Origin of the sequence: Micromonospora sp. NPDC000668 (genome assembly GCF_042897975.1) — a bacterium.
Taxonomy (GTDB): Bacteria; Actinomycetota; Actinomycetes; order Mycobacteriales; family Micromonosporaceae; genus Micromonospora.
In genome coordinates this window covers 568,830-591,710 of record NZ_JBIAYP010000005.1, presented here as the reverse complement: position 1 = coordinate 591,710, position 22,881 = coordinate 568,830, and the positions used below count along the sequence as shown (strand labels likewise).

Annotated in this window: 16 protein-coding genes; 14 read left to right on the top strand and 2 right to left on the bottom strand. The window is 73.7% G+C overall.

The window, feature by feature from the left end:
- The first annotated feature begins 103 nt into the window (after positions 1-103).
- Positions 104-988 carry an NAD kinase gene (locus tag ACFY29_RS27395; RefSeq protein ID WP_328414234.1) on the top strand — a complete coding sequence of 295 codons (885 nt, stop codon included), beginning with the start codon at positions 104-106 and terminating at the stop codon, positions 986-988.
- 219 nt (positions 989-1,207) lie between these two features.
- Positions 1,208-4,933: a S8 family serine peptidase gene (locus ACFY29_RS27390; RefSeq protein ID WP_386990783.1), complete on the top strand. Its 3,726-nt coding sequence runs from the start codon at positions 1,208-1,210 to the stop codon at positions 4,931-4,933.
- Positions 4,934-4,985: 52 nt separating this feature from the next.
- Here ACFY29_RS27390 and ACFY29_RS27385 read toward each other — a convergent pair whose 3' ends face one another.
- Positions 4,986-5,999 carry a helix-turn-helix domain-containing protein gene (locus ACFY29_RS27385; protein WP_386990781.1) on the bottom strand — a complete coding sequence of 338 codons (1,014 nt, stop codon included), beginning with the start codon at positions 5,997-5,999 and terminating at the stop codon, positions 4,986-4,988.
- Between the two features lie 101 nt (positions 6,000-6,100).
- Between ACFY29_RS27385 and recN the strand changes: the two genes are divergently transcribed.
- From recN to ACFY29_RS27340, 9 genes are all read left to right on the top strand, one after another.
- Positions 6,101-7,858 carry a DNA repair protein RecN gene (gene recN / locus ACFY29_RS27380; protein ID WP_386990779.1) on the top strand — a complete coding sequence of 586 codons (1,758 nt, stop codon included), beginning with the start codon at positions 6,101-6,103 and terminating at the stop codon, positions 7,856-7,858.
- A gap of 119 nt (positions 7,859-7,977) precedes the next feature.
- A complete protein-coding gene (gene steA / locus ACFY29_RS27375; protein ID WP_386990777.1) occupies positions 7,978-9,156 on the top strand; it encodes a putative cytokinetic ring protein SteA in 1,179 nt (392 codons plus the stop codon).
- A gap of 27 nt (positions 9,157-9,183) precedes the next feature.
- On the top strand, positions 9,184-10,125 hold the full coding sequence (locus ACFY29_RS27370) for a copper transporter (RefSeq protein ID WP_386990775.1): 942 nt from the start codon (positions 9,184-9,186) through the stop codon (positions 10,123-10,125).
- A gap of 43 nt (positions 10,126-10,168) precedes the next feature.
- Entirely contained in the window at positions 10,169-11,035 is an 867-nt protein-coding gene (locus ACFY29_RS27365) for a hypothetical protein (RefSeq protein ID WP_386990773.1), read from the top strand.
- A gap of 1 nt (position 11,036) precedes the next feature.
- Positions 11,037-12,743, top strand: a complete 1,707-nt coding sequence (murJ, locus tag ACFY29_RS27360) for a murein biosynthesis integral membrane protein MurJ (protein ID WP_386990842.1) — start codon at positions 11,037-11,039, stop codon at positions 12,741-12,743.
- 55 nt (positions 12,744-12,798) lie between these two features.
- Positions 12,799-13,983, top strand: coding sequence for a glycosyltransferase family 4 protein (locus ACFY29_RS27355; RefSeq protein ID WP_386990771.1), 1,185 nt, complete (start codon positions 12,799-12,801; stop codon positions 13,981-13,983).
- Entirely contained in the window at positions 13,983-16,472 is a 2,490-nt protein-coding gene (locus ACFY29_RS27350) for a hypothetical protein (protein WP_386990769.1), read from the top strand. Before ACFY29_RS27355 ends, ACFY29_RS27350 begins: the two co-directional genes overlap by 1 nt.
- Positions 16,473-16,635: 163 nt before the next feature.
- Positions 16,636-18,387: a CTP synthase gene (locus ACFY29_RS27345; RefSeq protein WP_386990767.1), complete on the top strand. Its 1,752-nt coding sequence runs from the start codon at positions 16,636-16,638 to the stop codon at positions 18,385-18,387.
- Complete coding sequence (locus tag ACFY29_RS27340; RefSeq protein ID WP_386990765.1) at positions 18,384-18,989, top strand: NUDIX domain-containing protein; 606 nt, start codon at positions 18,384-18,386, stop codon at positions 18,987-18,989. The genes ACFY29_RS27345 and ACFY29_RS27340 overlap by 4 nt, the downstream gene beginning before the upstream one ends.
- A 96-nt stretch (positions 18,990-19,085) precedes the next feature.
- Here the strand turns inward: ACFY29_RS27340 and ACFY29_RS27335 are convergent, their stop codons facing one another.
- The gene (locus tag ACFY29_RS27335; RefSeq protein ID WP_355613441.1) at positions 19,086-19,343 is read right to left on the bottom strand and encodes a TM2 domain-containing protein; all 258 of its coding nucleotides are present in this window, start codon (positions 19,341-19,343) and stop codon (positions 19,086-19,088) included.
- A gap of 293 nt (positions 19,344-19,636) precedes the next feature.
- Between ACFY29_RS27335 and ald the strand changes: the two genes are divergently transcribed.
- The 3 genes from ald (at position 19,637) to ACFY29_RS27320 (ending at position 22,861) form a co-directional block, all read left to right on the top strand.
- Positions 19,637-20,752: an alanine dehydrogenase gene (ald, locus tag ACFY29_RS27330; RefSeq protein ID WP_328414256.1), complete on the top strand. Its 1,116-nt coding sequence runs from the start codon at positions 19,637-19,639 to the stop codon at positions 20,750-20,752.
- 20 nt (positions 20,753-20,772) lie between these two features.
- Positions 20,773-21,756, top strand: a complete 984-nt coding sequence (locus ACFY29_RS27325; protein WP_386990841.1) for a site-specific tyrosine recombinase XerD — start codon at positions 20,773-20,775, stop codon at positions 21,754-21,756.
- Between the two features lie 181 nt (positions 21,757-21,937).
- Entirely contained in the window at positions 21,938-22,861 is a 924-nt protein-coding gene (locus ACFY29_RS27320) for a ParA family protein (RefSeq protein ID WP_386990838.1), read from the top strand.
- The last annotated feature ends 20 nt before the right edge of the window (positions 22,862-22,881 follow it).

Below are 22,881 nucleotides of genomic sequence, written 5' to 3'. Positions count from 1 at the left end.
CGTGCAGCAGCGAGGGCTCCGGCACGGCACGCGGGACACGCGGCCGCACCGGGGCAGTGGCAACGACGGCTGAGCGCCCGGACGCGGCCGAGCGGTCGGTCCGATGAGCCGGACCGCGCTGCTGGTGACCCACACCGGCCGTCGGCGCAGCACCGAGCACGCCCGGGCGGTCGCCGCCGACCTGATCGCCGCGGGTTTCGAGGTCCGGGTGGTCGCCGAGGAGGCCGACGACCTCGACCTGCCCGGCGTGGTGCCGGTCGCCGGTCCGGAGGCCGCCGAGGGCGCCGAGATCGTCTTCGCGCTCGGTGGGGACGGCACCTTCCTGCGCGCGGCCGAGCTGGCCCGACCGGCGAAGGCGCCCCTGCTCGGCATCAACCTCGGCAAGGTGGGCTTCCTGGCCGAGGCTGAGATCGACGATCTGGACACGGCGGTCCGCGACGTCGTCGGGCGCAACTACACCGTCGACGAGCGGCTCACGCTCGACGTCACGGCCGAGTTCGACGGCGGCCCCACCATCGAGTCCTGGGCGCTCAACGAGATCAGCGTCGAGAAGGGCGAGCGGGCGCAGATGCTCGAGCTCCTCGTCGACGTGGACGGCCGGCCGCTGTCCCGCTATGGCTGCGACGGCGTGGTCTGTGCCACCCCCACCGGCTCCACGGCGTACGCGTTCTCCGGCGGCGGGCCGGTGGTCTGGCCGGAGGTGGAGGCGCTGCTGCTGGTGCCGATCAGCGCGCACGCGTTGTTCAGCCGTCCGCTTGTCACCGCCCCGACGTCCACCTTCGTGATCACCGTCGACCCGTTCACCACCCTCGCCGTGCTCTGCTGCGACGGCCGGCGGGTCTACGACCTGCCGCCCGGAGCCCGGGTCACGGTGCGTCGGGGCGCCCTGCCGGTACGCATCGTGCGGCTGCGGGCCCGCCCGTTCACCGATCGGCTGGTCGCCAAGTTCGGGCTACCGGTGCACGGCTGGCGCGGCTCTCGTCGCTGACCACCGCCGCTCGGCACGGCACCGCCCTCGGCAGGGCCTGAGAAACCCGGATACCCGCCGGACATCCGCCGGCCCCGCACCCGCCGCCTGAATGTCCACCTGGCGACATGTCGCCGGTGCGGCGTGCCGCAGCTAGTGACCATTCGACGCGTTTCGTCGCAGACTCCGATCGGTTGATCTCCCTGAGACCGGCCCCCCTGGAGTAGAGGAGCGCATCTCATGCACTGGCCCCCACGCTGGCTCAGCGCCGGCGCGGTCGGCGCGTTGGTGGTCGGACTCGCCGCACCGGCGTCCGCCGAGCCGCCCGCCCGGCCCACCGGCCCGAGCCCGGGCACGTCCGCCCCGGGCACCGCGCCCGTCCGCATCACCCTCATCACCGGTGACCAGGTCGACCTGGTGCCGTCCGCGCCCGGCCGGGTCGCCGCCACCGTCCGCCCCGGCCCAGGCCGGGAGCGGATCACCTTCCACACCGTGGAGGCCGACGGCGGGCTGCGGGTGCTGCCCAGCGACGTCGTGCCGTACGTCTCCTCCGGGGTGCTCGACCCCAACCTGTTCGACGTGCAGGAGTTGGCCGCCGACGGGTACGGCGACGCCGCGCAGAGCGCGCTGCCGTTGATCGTGCGTTACCAGGAGCAGAGCGCCGGTCGGGTCCGGCCGCTCGCTGGTGCCACCGACGCCCGTGCGTTGGAGAGCATCAACGGCGCGGCGATGCGGGTCGGCAAGGGCGATCTTGGTGGCTTCTGGACGACGCTGCGTGGCGCGCCGCTGGCGCGTACCGCCGCTGGTTCGCCGGCCCGGCTCGGCGCCGGGGTCGCCCGGATCTGGCTGGACGGGAAGGTTCACCCGACGCTGGAGCACAGCGTGCCGCAGATCGGCGCCCCGACGGCCTGGGCGGCCGGCCGGGACGGCAGTGGCGTCCGGGTGGCGGTGCTCGACACCGGTGTCGACGCCACTCACCCCGACCTGGCCGGCCGGATCGCCGAGGAGCAGGACTTCTCCGGTAGCGGCAGCGCCCGGGACGGGCACGGCCACGGCACCCACGTGGCGGCGACCATCGCCGGCAGTGGAGCCGCCTCCGGCGGGCTGCGCAAGGGCGTCGCGCCCGGTGCGCGGCTGCTGATCGGCAAGGTGCTCGACGACGGCGGTTCCGGTTACGACTCGTCCATCATCGCCGGCATGGAGTGGGCTGCCCGCTCCGGCGCCAAGGTGGTCAGCATGAGCCTCGGCGGTTCCGCGACCGACGGCACCGACCCGATGAGCCAGGCGGTCAATGACCTGACCGCGGAAACCGGGGCGCTCTTCGTGATCGCCGCCGGCAACGAGGGCGCACCGCGTACCGTCGGCACGCCGGGAGCGGCCGCGGCGGCGCTCACCGTCGGCGCGGTGGACCGCGACGACAACCTCGCGGAGTTCTCCAGCCGCGGTCCGCGTATCGGCGACAACGGCCTGAAGCCGGAGATCACCGCGCCGGGCGTCGGCATCATCGCCGCCCGGGCCGCCGGCACCACCATGGGTACGCCGGTGGGCGACGCCTACACCCAGGCGTCGGGCACCTCGATGGCTACTCCGCACGTGGCCGGCGCGGCTGCGATCCTTGCCCAGGAACACCCCGACTGGGTCGCCGGAAAGCTCAAGGACGCGCTGGTCAGCACCACGAAGGCGAACCCGGAGCTGACGGTGTTCGAGCAGGGCGGCGGTCGGGTCGACGTGGCCCGGGCGCTCGGCCAGCGGGTGTACGGCACCGCCACCGCCGACTTCGGCCGGCTGAGCACCGGTGGCGTGGTGGCCGAGCGGTCCGTGACGTACACCAACAGCAGCGCGACCCCGCAGACCCTGCGGCTGGCCCTGGAGCTGCGCAACCTGGACAGCGGCACGGCCGAGCCCGACGGGGTCACCGGTGGTGGCGGCGAGGTGACCGTGCCGGCCGGCGGCAGCGTCGCCGTGCCGCTGCGCGCCGACCCGGCGAAGCTGGGCCGTGGCGTGCACAGCGGGTGGCTGGTGGCCACCGGCGCGGACGGCATCGCGGTGCGTACCGCCGTCGCGCTCACCCTCAGCGGCCCGGTGCACACCCTCACCATGAAGGTGCTGGACATGCAGGGTCAGCCGGGCGTGTCGCCGGTGTTGACCCTCTTCGGCGAGCAGCCCGAGTCCGACTACCTCGGCTGGAGCGGCGGCGAGACGCAGGTGCAGGTCGAGGAGGGCCCGTACCTGCTGGAGGCGCTGATCGAGCACGGCGCCCCGCTGGACGAGCAGATCACCCTGGTCACCGACCCGGAGCTGATGGTCGACCGGGACATGACGGTGATGCTCGACCCGCAGAAGGGCACTCCGGTGCGGATCGAGACGCCGAAGCCGGCCGAGCAGCGCGCGACGATCAGCTTCTACGAGCACCGGGTCTTCGGCAACGGCCGGCAGGTCGACCACGGCGTGATGACCTTCAGCACCATCCAGCAGGTCAACGTCACGCCGACCCGGCAGGTGCGCCAGGGCGAGTTCGAGTTCTCCTCGCGCTGGCAACTGGTCGCACCGATGGTGGACGCCCGGATCAGCGGGGTGTCCGGTCCGCTGGACATCAACCTGATGGGCTACTCGCCGGCACCCACCGACCGGCGGAAGCTGCCGCTGGTCTGGGCGGGCACCGGCACCACGGCCGAGCTGGCCCGGGTGCGCGGCGCTGCGGCGCTGCTCACCGCCAGCCCGGACATCTCGGAGGAGGAGCAGATCGCGGCGGCCGCGGCGGCCGGTGCGAAGACGGTGCTCATCGTCCGGCCGGCGGACCAGAGCGCGTGGACGGTCTGGACCCCGCTGGGGGACCGGCTACCCGTACCCGCGCTGGCGGTGGCGTACGACGACGGGCAGCGGGTGATCGCGGCGGCGCGGAAGGGCCGGGCGACGCTGGACCTGACGCTGACCGTGGACAGCCCCTACCTGTACGACGTGTGGCAGGTCTCGAGGGGCCGGGTGCCGGAGCGGATCGTGCACACGGTCACCGCGAAGAACACGGCCGAGGTGACCGCCAACTACGGCGACGTCGGCGGTTCGGAGTGGGCCACCGAGCAGCGGTTCGGCTGGCGTCCGTGGCAGGAGACATCCTGGAACGACGACCAGCGGCTGGTGCGTACCGGCACCACCCGGCAGGAGTTCGTCAGCTCCGGGGACGCCTGGTGGCAGCACCAGGTCCTGCACAAGATCACCTGGTCCTGGGGCCGCCTGCTCGGCGGGCTCACCCAGCAGCCCCGGCAGTACGCCGCCGACGACCGGGACACCGAGACCTGGCACGCCCCGGTGATCCGGCCGGCCGTGCCGGCCGGCGGCGGGGCCCCGGTGCCGACCCGCACCGGGGACACCCTGGACCTGCGGGTGGCCGAGTACGTCGACGCCGACGGGAACTACAGCCCGGCCCGCGGCAGCGAGGAGCCGGACACTGTCGAGGCCCGGCTCAGCCGGAACGGGAAGCAGATCGCCGACCTCTCCGCCGGGTGGGCACCGGTGCCCACCACCGCGGAGTCGGCCCGCTACCGGCTGGACCTGGCCACGCAGCGGTCCTCGGACGAGTGGCGCTACGCCACCCGTACCGAGACGGCCTGGCAGTTCACCTCGGCCCGCCCGACCGGGGACGCGGCGAAGCCGTTGCCGCTGCTCCAGGTGGACTACCAGGTCCCGGCCGACCTGCGCGGCCAGGTGGCCGGCGGTCGGACGCACCGGCTGGGGTTGACCCTGCGCCAGCCGGCGGGCGTACCGGCGCCGACCGGCACCAGCCTGCGCGTCGAGGTGTCCTTCGACGGCGGGAAGAACTGGCGCAAGGTGCCGGTGAAGGGCTCCGGCACCCGGTTCACCGCCACCGTGCCGGCCGGCCGGGGCGCGGTGTCCCTGCGGGTGCACGGCAGCGACCGGGCCGGTAACACCGTCGACCAGACCGTGGTCGACGCGTACGGGCTGCGCTGACGTGAGCGGGGTGGGGCGGCCGGTGGGCCGTCCCACCCCGATCGGGTCCGACTCAGATCCAGCCCCGACGGGCGACCTGGAAGGCCAGCCCGGGCCGGGTGTCCACGCCGGCGACGGCCATCAGGTCGGCGAGTCGCCGCTGCACGGTCCGCCGGCTCACCCCGAGCTGGGAGGCGATGGACTTGTCCGGTACGCCGGCCACGAACAGCGACAGCAGCCGCGCCTCGTCGGCGTCCGGCTGGTAGCCGTCGCCGGGGCGATCGTCGGCCCGCTGGCCGTCGGTCGCCGGTTCGGTGAGCGGGTCTTCCAGCCGCAGCCGGGTGGCCACCCGCCAGTGGCTCTCGAAGAGGGCGAGCAGGGCGTCGAGCAGTTGACTGCGGCCGATCACGGCGGCGCTCGGCTCGCCGCCGTCGCGGTCGGGTACCAGCGGGCAGATCGCGGTGCGAGCGTCCACGATGGCCAGTCGGACCGGCAGCCGGTCCAGGACCCGGGCCTGTTCGCCGGCGGCGATCCCCTTGGCCAGGTCGACCAGCGCGCCCGGCTCCAGCAGCATGTCCCGCTCGTAGATGGCCCGGTAGCTCACCCCGCGGGCCAGCGCGTCGAACTCCTCGACGTTCTCCGGGCCGGCCATGGCCAGGGGGTTCGCCCGGCAGAACCAGAGCACCTCGGTACGTGCCGAATTCTGCAGATCGCGCAGCCGATCCCGGAGCACCCGGGTACCGGTGATCACCTCAACCAGGTGATCCACGTGGTGCCGACGCAGCCCGGACCGGTACTCCTCGGCCAGTTGGGTGACCCGCCGCCGGGCCGCCTCCAGGTCCTCCTGCCGGCGCAGCAACGCCGCGCCGAGGGCGACATCCGGGGCGGTCGGGCGCAGGGGAGCGTCCGGGTCGGTGTCGGTGGGCTGCACCAGGCCCTTGGTCCGCAGCGCCTCGACCTGGGCGACGACCTGCTCGCGCGGCCGGTGCAGCCGGTGTGCCAGCTCGTCGATTCGGGCCGTGGTGAGCTGGAGCAGGCAGCGGTAGAGCTCCTCCTCAGCCGGGGTCAGGCCGATCACGTCCAACACGGGGCAGAACTGTACGGCGGCCAGGTCGTGGCCGTACTGCGGCCCGTCTGCGGGCCGGTCGGCTGGTCAACTGTCGGGCCTCGCGTCTACTGTCGGGTGCTGTGCTGGAAGAGCTGCGCATCACCGGACTGGGCGTCATCGAGGACACCACGCTGCCGTTGACCGGCGGCATGAACGTCATCACCGGCGAGACCGGTGCGGGCAAGACGATGGTGGTTACTGGCCTCGGCCTGCTCTTCGGCGGCCGGGCCGACGCCGGGCGGGTTCGTGCCCAGCCTGGCCGGGCTGTGGTGGAAGGCCGGCTGCGTCTGGAGGGCCGCGTCGCGGACGCGGTGCACGCCCGGATCACCGATGCCGGCGGCGAGCCCGACGAGGACGGCTCGCTGCTGCTGAGTCGCACGGTGACGGTGGAGGGCCGGTCCCGCGCCCATCTCGGTGGCCGGAGCATGCCGGTGTCGATGCTCGGTGAGGTCGGCGAGCAGGCGGTGGCCGTGCACGGCCAGTCCGACCAGTTGCGGCTGCTGCGCCCGGCCGAGCAGCGGGCCGCGTTGGACCGCTTCGCCGGTCCGGCGCACGAGAAGCTGCTCGACGCGTTGCGTGAGGCGTACACCGGGTGGCGGCGGGTGGTCGACGACCTGGCCGACCGGCGGCGCAACGCCCGTGAGCGCAACCAGGAGGCTGACCTGCTGCGGCTCGGCCTCGACGAGATCACCCGGGTCGATCCGCAGCCCGGTGAGGATGACGAGCTGAAGACCGAGGCGCAGCGGCTGGAGCACGCCGAGGGGCTGCGCACGGCCGCGCAGGTGGCTCAGCAGTGCGTGGCGGGCGGCGCGGAGGCGGCCGACGAGACACCGGACGCGGCGGTGCTGCTCGGCACCGCCCGGCGCACCCTGGAGGCGCAGGCCGGCACCGATCCGGCGTTGGGCGAGTTGGCGGCCCGGCTGGAGGAGGCGGCCACCCTGGTCACCGACGTCTCCGCCGAGCTGTCGGCGTACCTGGCGACGCTCGACGCGGACCCGGCCAGGTTGCAGCACGTCTACGAGCGGCGTGCCGCGCTGCGCGCGCTGACCCGCAAGTACGCCGACGACGTTGACGGGGTGATCGCGTGGGCCGAGCGGGCCCGCACCCGACTGTCCGACCTGGACACCTCCGATGACCTGCTCGACGAGTTGGAGCGGGACGGTCAGCGGTTGGCCGGTGAGGTGGCCGACCTGGCCGGGCGGGTGTCGACCTCCCGACAGGAGGCGGCGATCCGCTTCGCCGACCAGGTCACCGTCGAGCTGGCCGGGCTGGCCATGCCGCACGCCCGGATCGAGGTGGCGGTGCTGCCCCGCCCGGCGGGGCGGGCCGAGCCGGCCCTGTCGGTCAACGGCGTCGAGGTGGGCGTCGCCCCGGACGGCGGCGACGAGGTGGAGCTGCGGTTGCTGGCCCACCCGGGCGCGCCGTCGCTGCCGTTGCAGCGGGGTGCCTCCGGCGGTGAGCTGTCCCGGGTGATGCTCGCCATCGAGGTGGTCTTCGCCGGCTCGGGTGGCCCGCCCACGCTGGTCTTCGACGAGGTCGACGCGGGGGTCGGCGGTCAGGCGGCGGTGGAGATCGGCCGGCGGCTGGCCCGGTTGGCCCGCAGCCACCAGGTGCTGGTCGTCACCCACCTGCCGCAGGTTGCCGCATTCGCCGACCGGCACCTGGTGGTGGCGAAGGACACCGGTGGCGCGGTGACCACCAGCGGGGTGCGGGTGGTGGAGGACACCGAACGGGCCCGGGAGCTGGCTCGGATGCTAGCTGGTTTACCCGATTCGGATCTGGGTATCGCCCACGCCGAGGAGCTTCTGGCCGTGGCGGCGAAGGAAAGGCGTCCGTGACGCCGCGTATTGTGATGGCAAGCACACCGGCGTGCGCCGACGTGTGCTTCCCTGGGTAGGCGGCCCTGCTCAGGCATGTCGCGACAGAGAAGCCTGCCCCACATGCCAGGATGGTCACGATGCGTCTACCCACGTTGCGCCGGCACCGGAACGCGGAGCCGGGCAGAGTCCTCGGCACCGCGCGCCTTGATCGCCGGACAAAACGCCTGGTCGGCCGGCTGCGCCCGGGTGACATCGCGGTCATCGACCACGTCGACCTGGACCGGGTGGCGGCCGATTCGTTGGTCGCCGTCGGGGTCGCGGCGGTGCTCAACGCCAAGCCGTCGGTCTCCGGCCGCTACCCCAACCTCGGCCCGGAGGTGCTGATCGCCGCCGGCATTCCGCTCCTGGACGACCTCGGGGAGGGCGTCTTCGAGCAGATCCGCGAGGGCGACCAGGTCCGGATCGAGGGCAACACGGTCTTCGCCGGGGACGAGCCGGTGGCGCACGGCAGCCTGCAGGACGCCGAGTCGGTCGCCAAGGCGATGGCCGACGCCCGGGAGGGGCTCTCGGTCCAGTTGGAGGCGTTCGCCGCCAACACCATGGACTACCTCCGCCAGGAGCGCGACCTGCTGCTCGACGGCGTGGGCGTGCCGGAGATCCAGACCCAGATCCAGGGCCGGCACTGCCTGATCGTGGTGCGCGGCTACGACTACAAGGCCGACCTGGACGTGCTGCGCCCGTACATCCGGGAGTTCAAGCCGGTGCTGATCGGCGTCGACGGCGGCGCGGACGCGCTGGTCGAGGCCGGCTACACCCCCGACATGATCATCGGGGACATGGATTCGGTCACCGACGACGTGCTGCGCTGCGGCGCCGAGGTGATCGTGCACGCCTACCCGGACGGGCGGGCGCCCGGCCTGCCCCGGGTCAACGGCCTCGGCGTCCCGGCCGTGACCTTCCCGGCCGCGGCGACCAGCGAGGACCTGGCCATGCTGCTGGCCGACGAGAAGGGCGCCTCGCTGCTGGTCGCGGTCGGCACCCACGCCACACTGGTCGAATTCCTGGACAAGGGTCGCGGCGGAATGGCCTCGACGTTCCTGACCCGGCTGAAGGTCGGCGGCAAGCTGGTCGACGCCAAGGGCGTGAGCCGGCTCTACCGGCAGAGCATCTCCGGGTCGTCGCTGCTGCTGCTGGTGCTCTCGGCGATCGCGGCGATGGCTTCTGCGGTGGCCGTCTCCACCGTCGGTAAGGCGTACCTGGGCGTGGCCGCCGAGTGGTGGGACAATTTCGTGTTCCAGCTGTACCGGCTTTTCTAGTTCCCGACCGATCAAGAGGCTGCAAGCGTGATCAACTTCCGCTACCACGTGGTGTCCCTCACCGCGGTCTTCCTGGCTCTGGCGATCGGCCTGGTGGTCGGCACAGCCGCCCTCAACGGCCCGGTCGCCGACTCGCTCAAGGAGCAGGTCACCGGGCTGCGCAAGGACAACCAGCAGTGGCGCCAGACGGTCAACAACATGGAGAAGCAGCTCGGTCTGGAGGAGGAGTTCGCCGAGGAGATGTCCCAGGTCGTCCTGCCGGGCACCCTCGCCGGGCGCCGGGTCGTGGTGCTCAGCCTGCCCAACGGGCGTGACCACACGGACGGCGTGCTCAAGAAGCTCCAGCTCGCTGGGGCCACCATCACCGGCCGGGTCGACCTGCAGGACAAGTTCGTCAACCCGGACAACAACTCCAACCTCCTGGAGCTGGCCGTCACCGCCGCCCGGCCGACCGCGCAGACCACCGGCCTGCCGGGCAACGGGCACGGTGTGGAGACCTCCAGCGCGCTGCTGGCCAGTGTCCTGCTGGACCGGTCCCAGGGCGCCGCACCGGTCAGCGACGCCGACCGGCGGGCGGTGCTCGCCGCGTACAACAACGCCGGTTACCTGACCACCGACAACAACAAGGTCACCGGCTCGGCGGAGGCCGTCGTCGTGGTCAGCGGCCAGCCGTACGTCGACAAGGACTCCGAGAAGCGGGACGAGTCGGTCGTCAAGATCGCCGAGCAGTTCGACCGCACCGGGTCGATCGTGGTGGGCGGCAACGGTTCCGTCGGCGGCAACCTGGTGGCCGTGGTCCGCGGTGACCCGGTGCTGGCCCAGACCATCTCCACCGTCGACAACGCCAACACCGTGCAGGGCCAGCTGGTCACCAGCCTCGCCCTGGTGCAGCAACTCACCGAGAAGAAGGCCGGCCAGTACGGCGTCGGCGACAACGCCGCCTCGCTGCTGCCTAGACTGCCCCAGTGAGCGAACGACGTACCCCCGTGTCCGAAACCGACGAGGCGTCGGCGTGAGCGTGCTGGGCCGGCTGCTGATCGCCGGCGCCGGTGCCGCCGCCGCCCGCTACGCGCTGCGCGAGGTCCGCACCGCCCCGGTCGCGCCCGCGCTGGAGCGCACCAACTTCCGCGGCCGGACGGTGACCCTGGCCGCCGGGCCGGCGCTCGCCGCCGGTGCGGCCGCCGCCAGCGCGTTCGGCTCCACCAGCGCCGCCTCCGGTGGGGCCGCCCTGGTCGCAGGCCTCGGCGCCAGCGGCGTCGGGCTGTACGACGACGTGGTCGGCGCGCGCCCGGAGCAGAAGGCGTCCAAGGGCTTCACCGGCCACCTCGCCGCGCTGCGCGAGGGGCGGGTCACCGCCGGGCTGATCAAGGTCGTCGGCGTGGGCGCCGCCGGGCTGGGAGCCGCCGCGCTGCTCGCCGCCGACCCCCGGGTCGCCGCGCACCCGCGCCGCCAGCGCCACGGCGCGTTCGGCCGCGGCGTGGACGTGCTGCTCGGCGCCGGGGTGATCGCCGGCACCGCCAACCTGCTCAACCTGCTCGACCTGCGGCCCGGCCGGGCCCTCAAGTCCGGGCTCCTGCTCGGCGCGCCACTGACCACAGGCCCGCACGGCGGGATCGCCGCGGGCGCGGTCGGCGCCGCCGCCGGCCTGCTCCGCGATGACCTGAGCGAAGAGGTGATGGTCGGCGACAGCGGCGCGAACGCGCTCGGTGCGCTGCTCGGCGTCGCGCTCGCCGCCCGGACCGGCCCGCTCGGCCGGGCGGGGCTGCTCGCCGTGCTCGCCGGTCTCACCGCCGCCAGTGAGAAGGTCAGCTTCACGTCGGTGATCCAGCGGACCCCGGGGCTGCGGGAGCTTGACGCACTGGGCCGGCGCGCCGACTGACGTGACCACACCGGCACCCCTCGCCGGCGCCGGCCGGCTGGCCGGGGCAGCCGCGCTCATCGCCGTCCTCACCGTGTTCAGCCGGCTCGCCGGCTTCGGCCGTACCGCCGTGTTCACCTGGAGCCTGGCGCCCACCGACCTCGGCGGCGCCTACGTGGTGGCCAACGCGGTACCGAACTTCATCTTCGAGATCGTCGCCGGGGGAGCGCTGGCCAGCCTCGTCGTACCGCTGCTGGCCGGCGCGGTCGCCGTCGGCGACCGCACGGCGGTGGCCCGGACCACCGGGGCGTTGCTGACCTGGACGCTGGCCCTGCTGGTGCCGCTCGCCGTGCTCGTCGTGCTGTTCGCCGGGCCCCTGATCGGGTCGCTGGGCGACGGCCTAACCGCCGCCCAGCAGCAGAGCGGCGCCCGGATGCTGCGGGTCTTCGCCCCGCAGTTGCCGCTGTACGGCGTCGGCATCGTGCTCACCGGGGTGCTCCAGGCGCACCGCCGCTTCGCCTGGCCGGTGCTCGCCCCGCTGCTGTCCAGCCTCACCGTGATCGTCGTCTACCTGGGGTTCACCGCGACCCAGGGCCGACTGGCCACCGTCGGCGGGGTGACCCCCAGCGGCGAGCTGCTGCTCTCGGCCGGCACCACCCTCGGCGTGGTGGTGCTGTCGCTATCGCTGCTGATTCCGGTCCGGCGGCTGCGTCTGCGGCTGCGGCCCGGGTTCGGGTTCCCCGCCGCCGCGCGGGCCCGGGTCGGCGGCCTGGCGGTGGCCGGCGCGGTCACCGTCAGCGCGCAGCAGATCGCGCTGATCGTCAGCCTCCACCAGGTCACCTACGGCGCGCAGACCAACCCCGGGGTGTACAACCTGACGCAGACCGTCTATCTGCTGCCCTGGGCGGTGCTGGCGGTGCCGCTGGCCATCGCCGCGTACCCGACCCTGGTCGCCGCCCAGGCTGCCGGGGACGAGGACACCTACCGGGCGACCCTCGCGCCGGCCGTGCGCGGGGTGCTCCTGTTCAGCTGCCTCGGCGCGGCCGCGCTGATCGGCACCGCCGGTCCGATCGGGCAGTTCTTCTTCAACAACGCGTCGACCGCGTCGACCGCCGCCGCCGCGATCATCGGGTTCGCCCCGGGTCTGCTCGGCTACGGCCTGTTCGCGGTGCTCACCCGGGCGCTCTACGCCCGGGGGGAGACCCGGGCGGCGACCGTGGCCACGGCGGTCGGCTGGCTGGTCGTTCCCGCCGCCGTCCTGCTGCTCGGCGTGCTGCTGCCGCTGCGGGAGCGGGTGCTCGCGGTGACGGCTGCCAACTCGGTGGGCATGCTGGTGCTCGGGGCGCTGCTGGTCGTGGCGGTGTGGCGCAGCGCCGGCCGTCCGGCGTTGGCCGGCGCGGCTCGGGCCGGGGCGGCCGGCGGCCTCGCTGGGGTGCTCGCCGCACTCGCCGGGCTCGGCCTCACCCGCTGGCTCGACACGCCGGGCGGCGGCACCCCGACGATGGCGGCGGCACTCGGTCAGGGCATGCTGTCCGGGGTTCTGGTCGGGGCCGTGTTCCTCGCCGTGGTCTGGTTCGTCGACCGGCGGGACGTACGGCCACTGCTCGCCGGGGTGCTGCGGCGCCTGGGCCGGGCGGGCCGGCGGGGGTCACGGGACCGGGCCGGCACGCCGCCGCCGGGCACGGTCCCCCCGGAGCGGGGCGACGGGAAGGAGACGGTGTCTCGGTGAGCGCGAGGAGTGAGCCGGGCCTGCGAGCCCCGCAGTCGCGAACGGCGGTGTCTCGGTGAGCGCGAGAAGTGAGCCGGGCCTGCCCATTCTGCCCACCGGATGGTCGGGCACCATTGCGCTGCTGCTCGCCTCCAGCACCGGCGGAGTGGGTCAGCACGTCCGTTCGGTGGCGCGTGGTCTCGTGGCGGCCGGCGCGAGCGTGCTGGTCTGCGGGCCGGCGGCGACGCAGGAGCAGTTCGACTTCACCGGTGTCGGCGCGCGTTTCCAGCCGGTGGAGATCCCGGCCAGCCCGACCCCGGCCGACGCGCGCGCGGTGCTCGCCCTGCGCCGGACGCTCGCCGCCGAGCAGGTCGATGTGGTGCACGCGCATGGGCTGCGGGCCGGGTTGGTGGCCGTGCTGGCCCGCCCGTCCGCCCCGCTGATCGTCACCTGGCACAACGCGGTGCTCGCGGGCGGGCTGCGTGGCGGTGTGTCCCGGCTCGCCGAGCGGGTGGTGGCCCGGGGTGCCCGGGTGGCCCTGGGCGCCTCCGCGGACCTGGTGCAACGGGCTGCCGCGCTGGGCGCCGCCGATGCCCGGCTCGCCCCGGTCGCCGCGCCGACGCTGCCCGCGCCGCGCCGACGGCCGGCCGCCGTCCGGGCCGAGTTCGGTGTCCGCCCGGATCAGCCGCTGATCGTCTCGGTCGGTCGGCTGCACCCGCAGAAGCGCTATGACGTGCTGATCGACGCAGCGGCCCGCTGGCGTACCCGCACGCCGCCGCCGGTCGTGGTGATCGCCGGGAGTGGTCCGGCCTACCTGCCGTTGGCCGCCCGGACGTCCGCGGCCCGCGCGCCGGTGACTCTGCTGGGGCACCGCACCGATGTGGCCGACCTGCTCGCCGGCGCGGACCTCGCGGTGGTGACCAGCGACTGGGAGGCCCGGCAGCTCTTCGCGCAGGAGGCGCTGCGGGCCGGCGTACCGCTGGTGGCCACTGCGGTCGGCGGGCTGCCGGAGTTGGTCGGCGACGCCGCCACGCTGGTCCCCGCCGGCGATGTGGAGGCGGTCGACGCGGCGGTGCGCGCGTTGCTGGACGATCCGGCGGCCCGCGCCGAGTTGGGCCGGCGTGGCGCCGAGCGGGCGGCGACGTGGCCCACCGAGGCGGACACCGTCGCGGCGCTGGCCGCCCTGTACAGCGAGTTGGCCGCGGACCCTGCCGGTCCGGCGGCCCCGGACTCCGACGCCCCGATGACGGGACACCGGTGATGCTGCGCCGACTCGCCCCCGCCCTGTTGACCGTGCTCGTGGTGGCGCTGGGCATCACCGCGTTGGCGGCCCGCCCACCCCAGGGCACCCCGCAGCGCACCGCCGACTTCGTGGTGCTCGCCGGGATCGCGGGGCTGCGCTGGGAGGACGTGGATCCGCAGAGCACCCCGACGCTGTGGCGGATGGCCCAGGACGGGTCGATCGGTTCGCTGTCGGTGCGCTCCGCGCACCGGCCCACCTGCCCCGTGGACGGGTGGTTGACCCTGGGCGCGGGCAGCTTCGCGGCCTGGAACGGCAGCCGGACGGCCGGCGGCTGCCCGGCGACGGGGGTGGCCGTCGAGCAACCGGACGGCATCGGCGCGAACCTCCCCGACCAGGAGAGCGTGGTCCACTACAACCAGCAGGTGCTGCCCTGGGGCACGGTGCCGGGGTCGCTGGCGGAGTCGGTGCGCTGCTCGGTCGCGGTCGGCCCGGGCGCGGCCGTGGCCGCCGCCCGCCCGTTCGGCCGGGTCGACCGGTACGCCTCCGCGCTGCCGGAGGATCCGCGTGGGCTGCTCGGCTCGTGTGTGCTGAGCATCGTCGACCTGGGCACGGTCGACGGGTCCGACCCTGCGGTGCGCGCCGAGGAGGCTCGTGCGGCGGACGCTCAGCTGGCTCGGGTGCTGGCTGCCCGGCCGCCGCGGTCGCTGGTGCTGGTCGCCGGGATCTCCGACACCGCCCAGCCGTCCCGGTTGCACGTGGCGGTCGCCGACGGGCCGGGCTGGGAGCGGGGCTGGCTCACCTCGGCCAGCACGGGGCGGGACGGGTACCTGCAACTTGTCGACCTCGCACCGACCGCCCTGGCCGCGCTGGGTCGGCCGATGCCGGAGCGGCTCTTCCTCGGCCGGCCGGCGGTGAGTACGGACGGTCGTCCGGCCGACCTGGCGGAGGCGATCAACGCTCCGGCGGACGCCGACCGGGAGGCGGCCGCCCAGCGGACGGTCTCCGGTGGGTTCTTCACCCTGCTCGCCGGGGTGCAGGTGCTGCTGGCCCTCGCGGTGCTGCCGCTGCTGCGCCGGGCACGCCCGCACGCAGGCCCGAGTGGGCCGACGCCGGTGTCCGGGCGGGTCATGTCGGTGGCGGAGCTGGTGCTGGTGGCGGCGGCGTTGACCGTGCCGGCCGCGCTGCTCGCCGACGCGGTGCCCTGGTGGCGGGGCGAGCACCCCGGTTGGATCTTCGCCGGTGTCACCGCGCTGCTGGTGGCGGCCGGCACCGCGGCGGTCCGGTTCACCCCCGGGTACGCCGGCACCCTCGGCCCGTTCGGCGCGGTGGCCGGCCTCACCACCCTTGTCGTCGGGCTGGACGTGCTCACCGGCGCCCGCCTCCAGCTCAACGGCGTGGTCGGCTACTCGGCGTTGCAGGGTGGCCGGTACGCCGGTCTGAGCACGGTCGGGCTGGGGGTGTTCCTGGCCGGCGCGCTGTTGAGTGGTGGCTGGCTCGCCCAGCGGGTGCACCGCGGTTGGCGGCCGGCGGTGATGGTGGCCGTGGGTGGGCTCGCCGTGGTGGTGGTCGGGAGCCCGTACCTGGGCGCCGACCCGATCGGTGCGATCGCGCTCACCGCCGGGCTGAGCGTGGCCGCGGTGATCAGCGCTGGCGGCTGGTTGACGATCAGCCGGCTGGCCTGGGCCACCATGGCCGCCCTGGCGGTCGGCATCGGCTTCGCCGTGGTGGACCTGCGCCGTCCGGCGGCGGAGCGGGGCAGCCTGGGCCGGTTCCTGTCCGCCGTCGGCGACGGCACCGGCGGGTTCGCCATGCACCGGTCCAGCACGGAGAACTTCGAGACGTTGGTCAACAGCCCGCTGACCGTGCTGGCTCTGGCCGGGGCGCTGTTGGTGTGGTTCGCCCTGTTGCAGCCGTGGGGCGGGCTGATGCGGCTGTTCGGCATCTACCCGGCCGTCCGGGCCGCGCTGGCCGGCACCGCGGTCGCCGCGGTGCTCGGTGGCGTGCTCGACGGCGCGGCGCTGGACGTCGCGGGCGCCGCCGCCGCGTTGGTGGTGCCGATGGCCGCGCTGGCCTCGCTGCGGGTGCTCGGGCACGCCGCCGACCGGACCCGTCCGGGCGGGAGCCGCGCTCGCGACGACGGCACCGACGACGATTCCGGCTCCGGCTCTGGCGGCGCTGGTTCGGCCGGTGGTGGTGACGGCCCGACCGGCGGTGGCGGGCCGCTGGGCGCGGTGCACCCCCGTCCGATCAGCGGCCCACCCGCCGGCCCACCCCGGCCGGTCGCGTCACCCGCGGTTCCGGACGTGCCGGCTGACCGGGTCAGCGACGGCTCCAGCGCTGACGAACCGGTTGAGCCGCCCTCGGGAGGGCCGATGCCGAACGCCCCGGCGGGGTCGCCCGTGGCGCCGGCGCAGCGACCGGCCGATCCGTCGGAGGAGGTCACCCCGACGGTGGCGGGGCCGCCCCGGGAGGGCACCCGGTCGTCGAGCGAGGTGGCCGCTCCCTGAGCGTCGGGCGTCGTCGTGATGGCCCGTTGGTGTCCCAGCCGGGTGCGGCCTGCGAGTACCCGCTCGGGAGGTGTTACCGTGGAATCCCGTGGATCGCGTGATCAATTTTGCTGATCAAGCACGGCGGTCTGCATGACCGCGACAGACGACACGGGAGCAGGCCTTGGCCCCATCAGCACGGACGACCAGGCACATTTTCGTCACCGGGGGCGTCGCCTCCTCGCTGGGCAAGGGCCTCACCGCCTCCAGCCTCGGCAACCTGTTGACCGCGCGCGGGCTGCGCGTGGTGATGCAGAAACTCGACCCCTACCTCAACGTCGACCCCGGAACGATGAACCCGTTCCAGCACGGCGAGGTCTTCGTCACCGAGGACGGCGCCGAGACCGACCTCGACGTCGGGCACTACGAGCGGTTCCTGGACCGGGCGTTGTCCGGTAAGGCGAACGTCACCACCGGCCAGATCTACTCCGACGTGATCGCCAAGGAGCGGCGCGGCGAGTACCTGGGTGACACCGTCCAGGTCATCCCGCACATCACCAACGAGATCAAGTCGCGGATCGTGGCGATGGCCGACCCGGACGACGACGGTCAACTGCCCGACGTGGTGATCACCGAGGTCGGCGGCACGGTCGGCGACATCGAGTCGCTGCCGTTCCTGGAGGCGATCCGCCAGGTCCGCCACGACCTGGGCCGGGACAACTGCTTCTACCTGCACGTTTCTTTGGTGCCGTACCTGGCGCCGTCGGGTGAGCTGAAGACCAAGCCGACCCAGCACTCGGTGGCGCAGTTGCGCAACATCGGTATCCAGCCGGACGCCATCGTGCTGCGCTGCGACCGGGAGATCCCGCAGAAGCTCAAGGAGAAGCTGTCGCTCTACTGCGACGTCGACGCCGAGGCGGTCGTCGCGGCACCGGACGCGCCGAGCATCTACGACATCCCGAAGGTGCTGCACCGTGAAGGGCTGGACGCGTACGTGGTGCGCCGGCTCGGGCTCTCCTTCCGGGACGTGGACTGGGCCAGCTGGGACGACCTGCTGGAGCGGGTGCACCGGCCCCGGCACACGGTCACGGTCGCGGTGGTCGGCAAGTACGTCGACCTGCCCGACGCGTACCTGTCGGTGAGTGAGGCGATCCGGGCGGCCGGTTTCGGCCACCGGGCCCGGGTGCAGCTGCGCTGGGTGCCCAGCGACGAGTGCGTCACCCCGGCCGGCGCCGCGGCGGCCCTGGCCGGCGTGGACGGCATCCTCATCCCCGGCGGGTTCGGGGTACGCGGGATCGAGGGCAAGATCGGCACTGCCCGGTACGCCCGGGAGAACGGCATCCCGCTGCTCGGCCTCTGTCTCGGCCTGCAGTGCATGACGATCGACGTGGCCCGGCACCTGGCCGGCCTGGACGGCGCCAACTCCCTGGAGTTCGACGAGCAGGCCAAGCATCCGGTCATCGCCACGATGGCTGACCAGGAGGACATCGTCGCCGGCAAGGGCGACCTGGGCGGCACCATGCGGCTCGGGGCGTACCCGGCGACGTTGACCGAGGGCTCGATCGTCGCCGAGGCGTACGGCAGCACTGACATCAGTGAGCGGCACCGGCACCGCTACGAGGTGAACAACGCCTACCGGGACGCGCTGACCAAGGCCGGCCTGCACATCTCCGGCACCTCGCCGGACGGTCGGCTGGTCGAGTTCATCGAGCTGGACCGGGGTCTGCACCCGTTCTTCGTGGCCACCCAGGCGCACCCGGAGCTGAAGAGCCGCCCCACCCGCCCGCACCCGCTGTTCGCCTCGTTCGTCAAGGCCGCTGTGGCGTACTCGCAGGCCGACCAGTTGCCGGTCGACCTGGACGCGGCCACGGAGGCCCCGACGGCGCGTAAGGCGGCCCGCAACGGCGCCGCGACGAAGGCGACGTCCGCGTCGTGAGCGCTGTCGAGCACCGCTACGAGGTGCGCTCCAGCGAGGAGCGTTATCGGGGCCGGATCTTCAACGTGGTCAGCGAGGAGGTGACCATGCCGGGCGGCGGGACCGCGCGGCGGGACCTCGTGCGGCACGTCGGGGCGGTGGCCGTGGTGGCGCTCGACGACGCCGGCCAGGTGGTGCTGATCCGGCAGTACCGGCACCCGGTCGGGCGGCACCTGTGGGAGCTGCCGGCCGGGCTGATGGACGTCTCCGGCGAGGAGTTGCCGGCCGCCGCGTTGCGGGAGCTGGCCGAGGAGGCTGACCTCACCGCCGGCCGCATCGACGCGCTGGTCGACCTGCACAGCTCGCCCGGGTTCACCAACGAGCTGGTCCGGGTCTACCTGGCCCGGGAGTTGGCCGACGTGCCGGCCGATGAGCGTCACGAGCGCAGCGACGAGGAGGCCGACCTCCAGATCGTCCGGATCGACCTGGACGAGGCGGTCGGCATGGTCCTGGCCGGCGAGATCACCAACGCTTCCGCGGTGGCCGGGCTGTTGGCCGCGGCCCGGGCCCGGGACACCGGCTGGTCGGCGCTGCGCCGCGCGGACACGCCGTTGCCGCGCTGAGAGTCGCCGTCGGGGCCGCACACGTGGCACCGGCGAGGAGTACGCGCAGAGGGGCCCCGCGGCGTGCCGCGGGGCCCCTTCGCGTTGGTCCGACGGTCAGTCGCGCAGCGGCCGGCCCTGCGCGTCCGTGCCGCCGTTCACCAGGATGAGGATGCCGTCGATGACGCCCCAGAGCGCCCCGACGCCACAGGTCACGATGCTCACCACGAGCTGCAGCACAGCGATCTTGGTGTGTCCGGTGTAGAACCGACCGGCGCCGAAGGTGCCGAGCAGGATGCCGAGGATGCCCGCGACGACCTTGCTCTTGTCGGAGTAACCGGGGGCGTACCCCGGCTGGTATTGAGGAGTGGTCATGGGCCGACACACTAGTGATCCACTCGCTCCTTGTCCGCACCGGTATCCGCCAGATGGGACGATAATGGGCGAACATTGTCCTGTCGGCTGAGGTGGCCTCCCACCGCCGGCCCGTTCGGTCGCCCTGACACTCCGTCAGGACACCCGGGCACCGATTGCCACTGTGCTGGCTCGCGGCGGCGCCGGGCGCGCCTAGACTGCCGCCGGCGGGACCGGTGGACCGTGGTGGCAATGGGGCCATCGCGGCACCGAGCAGTCGGGGGAGAGCAGCCCCGAAGAGAGGTGTCTGCATCGTGAAGGTCGGAATCCCTCGCGAGGTCAAGAACCACGAGTACCGCGTGGCGATCACGCCGGCGGGCGTCAACGAGTTCACCCGCAGCGGTCACCAGGTCTTCGTCGAGTCCGGCGCCGGGGTCGGCTCCAGCATCACCGATGAGGAGTTCGCCGCGGCGGGCGCCAAGATCCTGGCCACCGCCGACGAGGTGTGGGAGACCGCCGAGCTGGTGCTCAAGGTCAAGGAGCCGATCGCCGAGGAGTACCACCGGATGCGCGAGGGGCAGGTGCTCTTCACCTACCTGCACCTGGCCGCCTCCAAGGTCTGCACCGACGCGCTGGTCGACCGGAAGGTCACCGCCATCGCCTACGAGACCGTCGAGCTGCCCGACCGGTCGCTGCCGCTGCTCGCCCCGATGTCCGAGGTGGCCGGCCGGCTCGCCCCGCAGGTGGGCGCCTTCTACATGATGCGTACCGGCGGTGGACGCGGCGTGCTGCCCGGCGGCGTCTCCGGCGTGTACGCGGCCAAGACCGTGGTCATCGGCGCCGGCGTCTCCGGCATGAACGCCGCCGCCATCGCGCTGGGCCTCCAGTCCGAGGTGCTGCTGCTGGACAAGAACGTCGCCCGGCTGCGCCAGGCCGACGCCATCTACCGCGGCCACCTGCAGACCGTCGCGTCCAACGCGTACGAGATCGAGCGGGCCGTGCTCGACGCCGACCTGGTCATCGGCGCCGTGCTGGTGCCCGGTGCCAAGGCGCCGACCCTGATCTCCAACGAGTTGGTCTCCCGGATGAAGCAGGGCAGCGTTCTCGTCGACATCGCCATCGACCAGGGCGGCTGCTTCGAGGACTCGCGCCCGACCACGCACGCCGACCCGGTCTACAAGGTCCACGAGTCGATCTTCTACTGCGTGGCGAACATGCCCGGCGCGGTGCCGAACACCAGCACCTACGCGCTGACCAACGTCACCCTGCCGTACGCCCTGGAGCTGGCCAACCAGGGCTGGCGCGAGGCGCTGCGCCGCGACCCGGCGCTGGCGCTGGGCCTGAACACCCACGACGGCCAGGTCACCTACGGCCCGGTCGCCGAGGCGCACGGCATGAGCGTGCTCCCGCTGGCCGACGCGCTGGCCTGAGCGGTGGCGGGCTGACCGGCATTGCGGCCCCGGCCGGCGCGGGCGAGCAGCCCGCGCCGGCCCTGCGCCGTGCCGTGCGCGGCTACCTTGACCACCTCACCGTCGAGCGTGGCCTGTCCGCGAACACCCTGGCCTCGTACCGCCGGGATCTGGACCGTTACCTCGCGACCCTGGTCGATGCCGGCGTCGCCGACCTCGCGTCGGTCGGCGCCGGCGTCGTCGAATCGCACCTGGCCCGGCTGCGCGCCGGCGACGCCGCGCACCCCCCGCTGGCGGTCTCCTCCGCCGCCCGCGCGGCCAGCGCGGTGCGCGGCCTGCACCGCTTCGCCCTGCGGGAGGGCCTGGCCGGCGCCGACCCCAGCCGCGACGTCCGCCCGCCCACCCCGCCGCGCCGGCTGCCCCGCGCGTTGCCGGTCGACGACGTGGTCCGGCTGCTGGAGACCGCCGGCCCGGTCACCGCGACCGGTGACGGTGCGCCGCTGGCGCTGCGCGACCGGGCGCTGCTGGAGTTCCTGTACGGCACCGGCGCGCGGATCTCCGAGGCGGTCGGCGCCGCCGTGGACGACCTCGACACCGACGAGGGCACCGCGCTGCTGCGCGGCAAGGGCGGCCGGATGCGGCTGGTGCCGATCGGCGGGTACGCCGTCGAGGCGGTGCGCGCCTACCTGGTCCGGGCCCGGCCCGGGCTGGCCGCCGCCGGCCGGGGCACCCCTGCGGTCTTCCTCAACGCGCGCGGCGGAGCGCTGACCCGGCAGGGCGCCTGGGCCATCCTGCGCCGCGCGGCCGGCCGGGCCGGGCTACCGGTCGACGGGCCCGCCGCGGTCTCCCCGCACACCCTGCGCCACTCCTACGCCACCCACCTGCTCGACGGCGGCGCCGACGTGCGGGTGGTCCAGGAGTTGCTCGGTCACGCGTCGGTGACCACCACCCAGGTCTACACCCTGGTCACTGTTGAGCGGCTGCGCGAGGTGTACGCCACCGCCCACCCGCGCGCCCTCGGCTGAGCCCGGTCGGGGTCGGTCCCGACACGCCGGGCCGGTGCCGAACCCCCTGCTGGTCGGTGGCGTACAGTCGGCATCGGCGCGGACCTCCTGGGGCGACACGACCGGGGTGCGCAGCGGCGCCGCGAAGGACGTCGGACGGCTCCGACGCCGGGTGGGTCGTCGGGAGGGGGCAAACGAGGACATGGCTGGCAACGGTGACCGTGCCGAGACCTGGACGTCGGAGCTCCGCGAGCAGCAGGCCACGCTCGGTGCGGACCTGGGTCCGGCGGATCCGGCGGCCTACACGATGCGTAAGCCCATTCCCGAGCCGATGCCCACTGATCGGCACGGTCCGGCGCGCATCATCGCGATGGCCAACCAGAAGGGCGGCGTCGGCAAGACCACCACGACCATCAACCTGGGCGCGGCGCTGGCCGAGTACGGCCGCAAGGTGCTGCTGGTCGACTTCGACCCGCAGGGCGCGCTCTCGGTGGGGCTGGGGGTCAACCCGCACAACCTCGACCTGTCCGTCTACAACCTGCTCATGCAGGACGACGTCATCGCCGAGGACGTCCTCATCAAGACCGACGTGGCGGGCCTGCACCTGCTGCCGGCCAACATCGACCTCTCCGCCGCCGAGATCCAGCTCGTCAACGAGGTGGCCCGGGAGATGGCCCTGGCCCGGGTGCTGCGCAACGTCCGCAAGGAGTACGACTACATCCTGATCGACTGCCAGCCCTCGCTCGGCCTGCTGGCGATCAACGCGTTGACCGTCGCGCACGGGGTGCTCATCCCGCTCGAATGCGAGTTCTTCAGCCTGCGCGGCGTGGCGCTGCTGCTGGACACCATCGACAAGGTGCGCGAGCGGCTCAACTTCGACCTGGAGCTCGAGGGCATCCTCGCCACCATGTACGACAGCCGCACCACGCACTGCCGGCAGGTGCTCCAGCGGGTCGTGGAGGCGTTCGGCGACAAGGTCTACCAGACGGTCATCACCAAGACGGTGAAGTTCCCCGAGTCCACCGTGGCCGGTGCGCCGATCACCACCCTGGACCCGGCGTCCTCCGGGGCGCGCAACTACCGTCAGCTGGCCCGTGAGGTGATCGCCGCCCAGTCGGAGCGGTAGCCGGAACGCCCGGTGTCCGT

Coding starts and splice junctions, on each gene's coding strand:
- ACFY29_RS27395 (WP_328414234.1), top strand. CDS start 104: ATGAGCCGGACCGCGCTGCTGGTGACCCACACCGGCCGTCGGCGCAGC.
- ACFY29_RS27320 (WP_386990838.1), top strand. CDS start 21,938: ATGGCTGGCAACGGTGACCGTGCCGAGACCTGGACGTCGGAGCTCCGC.
- ACFY29_RS27390 (WP_386990783.1), top strand. CDS start 1,208: ATGCACTGGCCCCCACGCTGGCTCAGCGCCGGCGCGGTCGGCGCGTTG.
- ACFY29_RS27335 (WP_355613441.1), bottom strand. CDS start 19,343: ATGACCACTCCTCAATACCAGCCGGGGTACGCCCCCGGTTACTCCGAC.
- steA (WP_386990777.1), top strand. CDS start 7,978: ATGCGTCTACCCACGTTGCGCCGGCACCGGAACGCGGAGCCGGGCAGA.
- ACFY29_RS27350 (WP_386990769.1), top strand. CDS start 13,983: ATGCTGCGCCGACTCGCCCCCGCCCTGTTGACCGTGCTCGTGGTGGCG.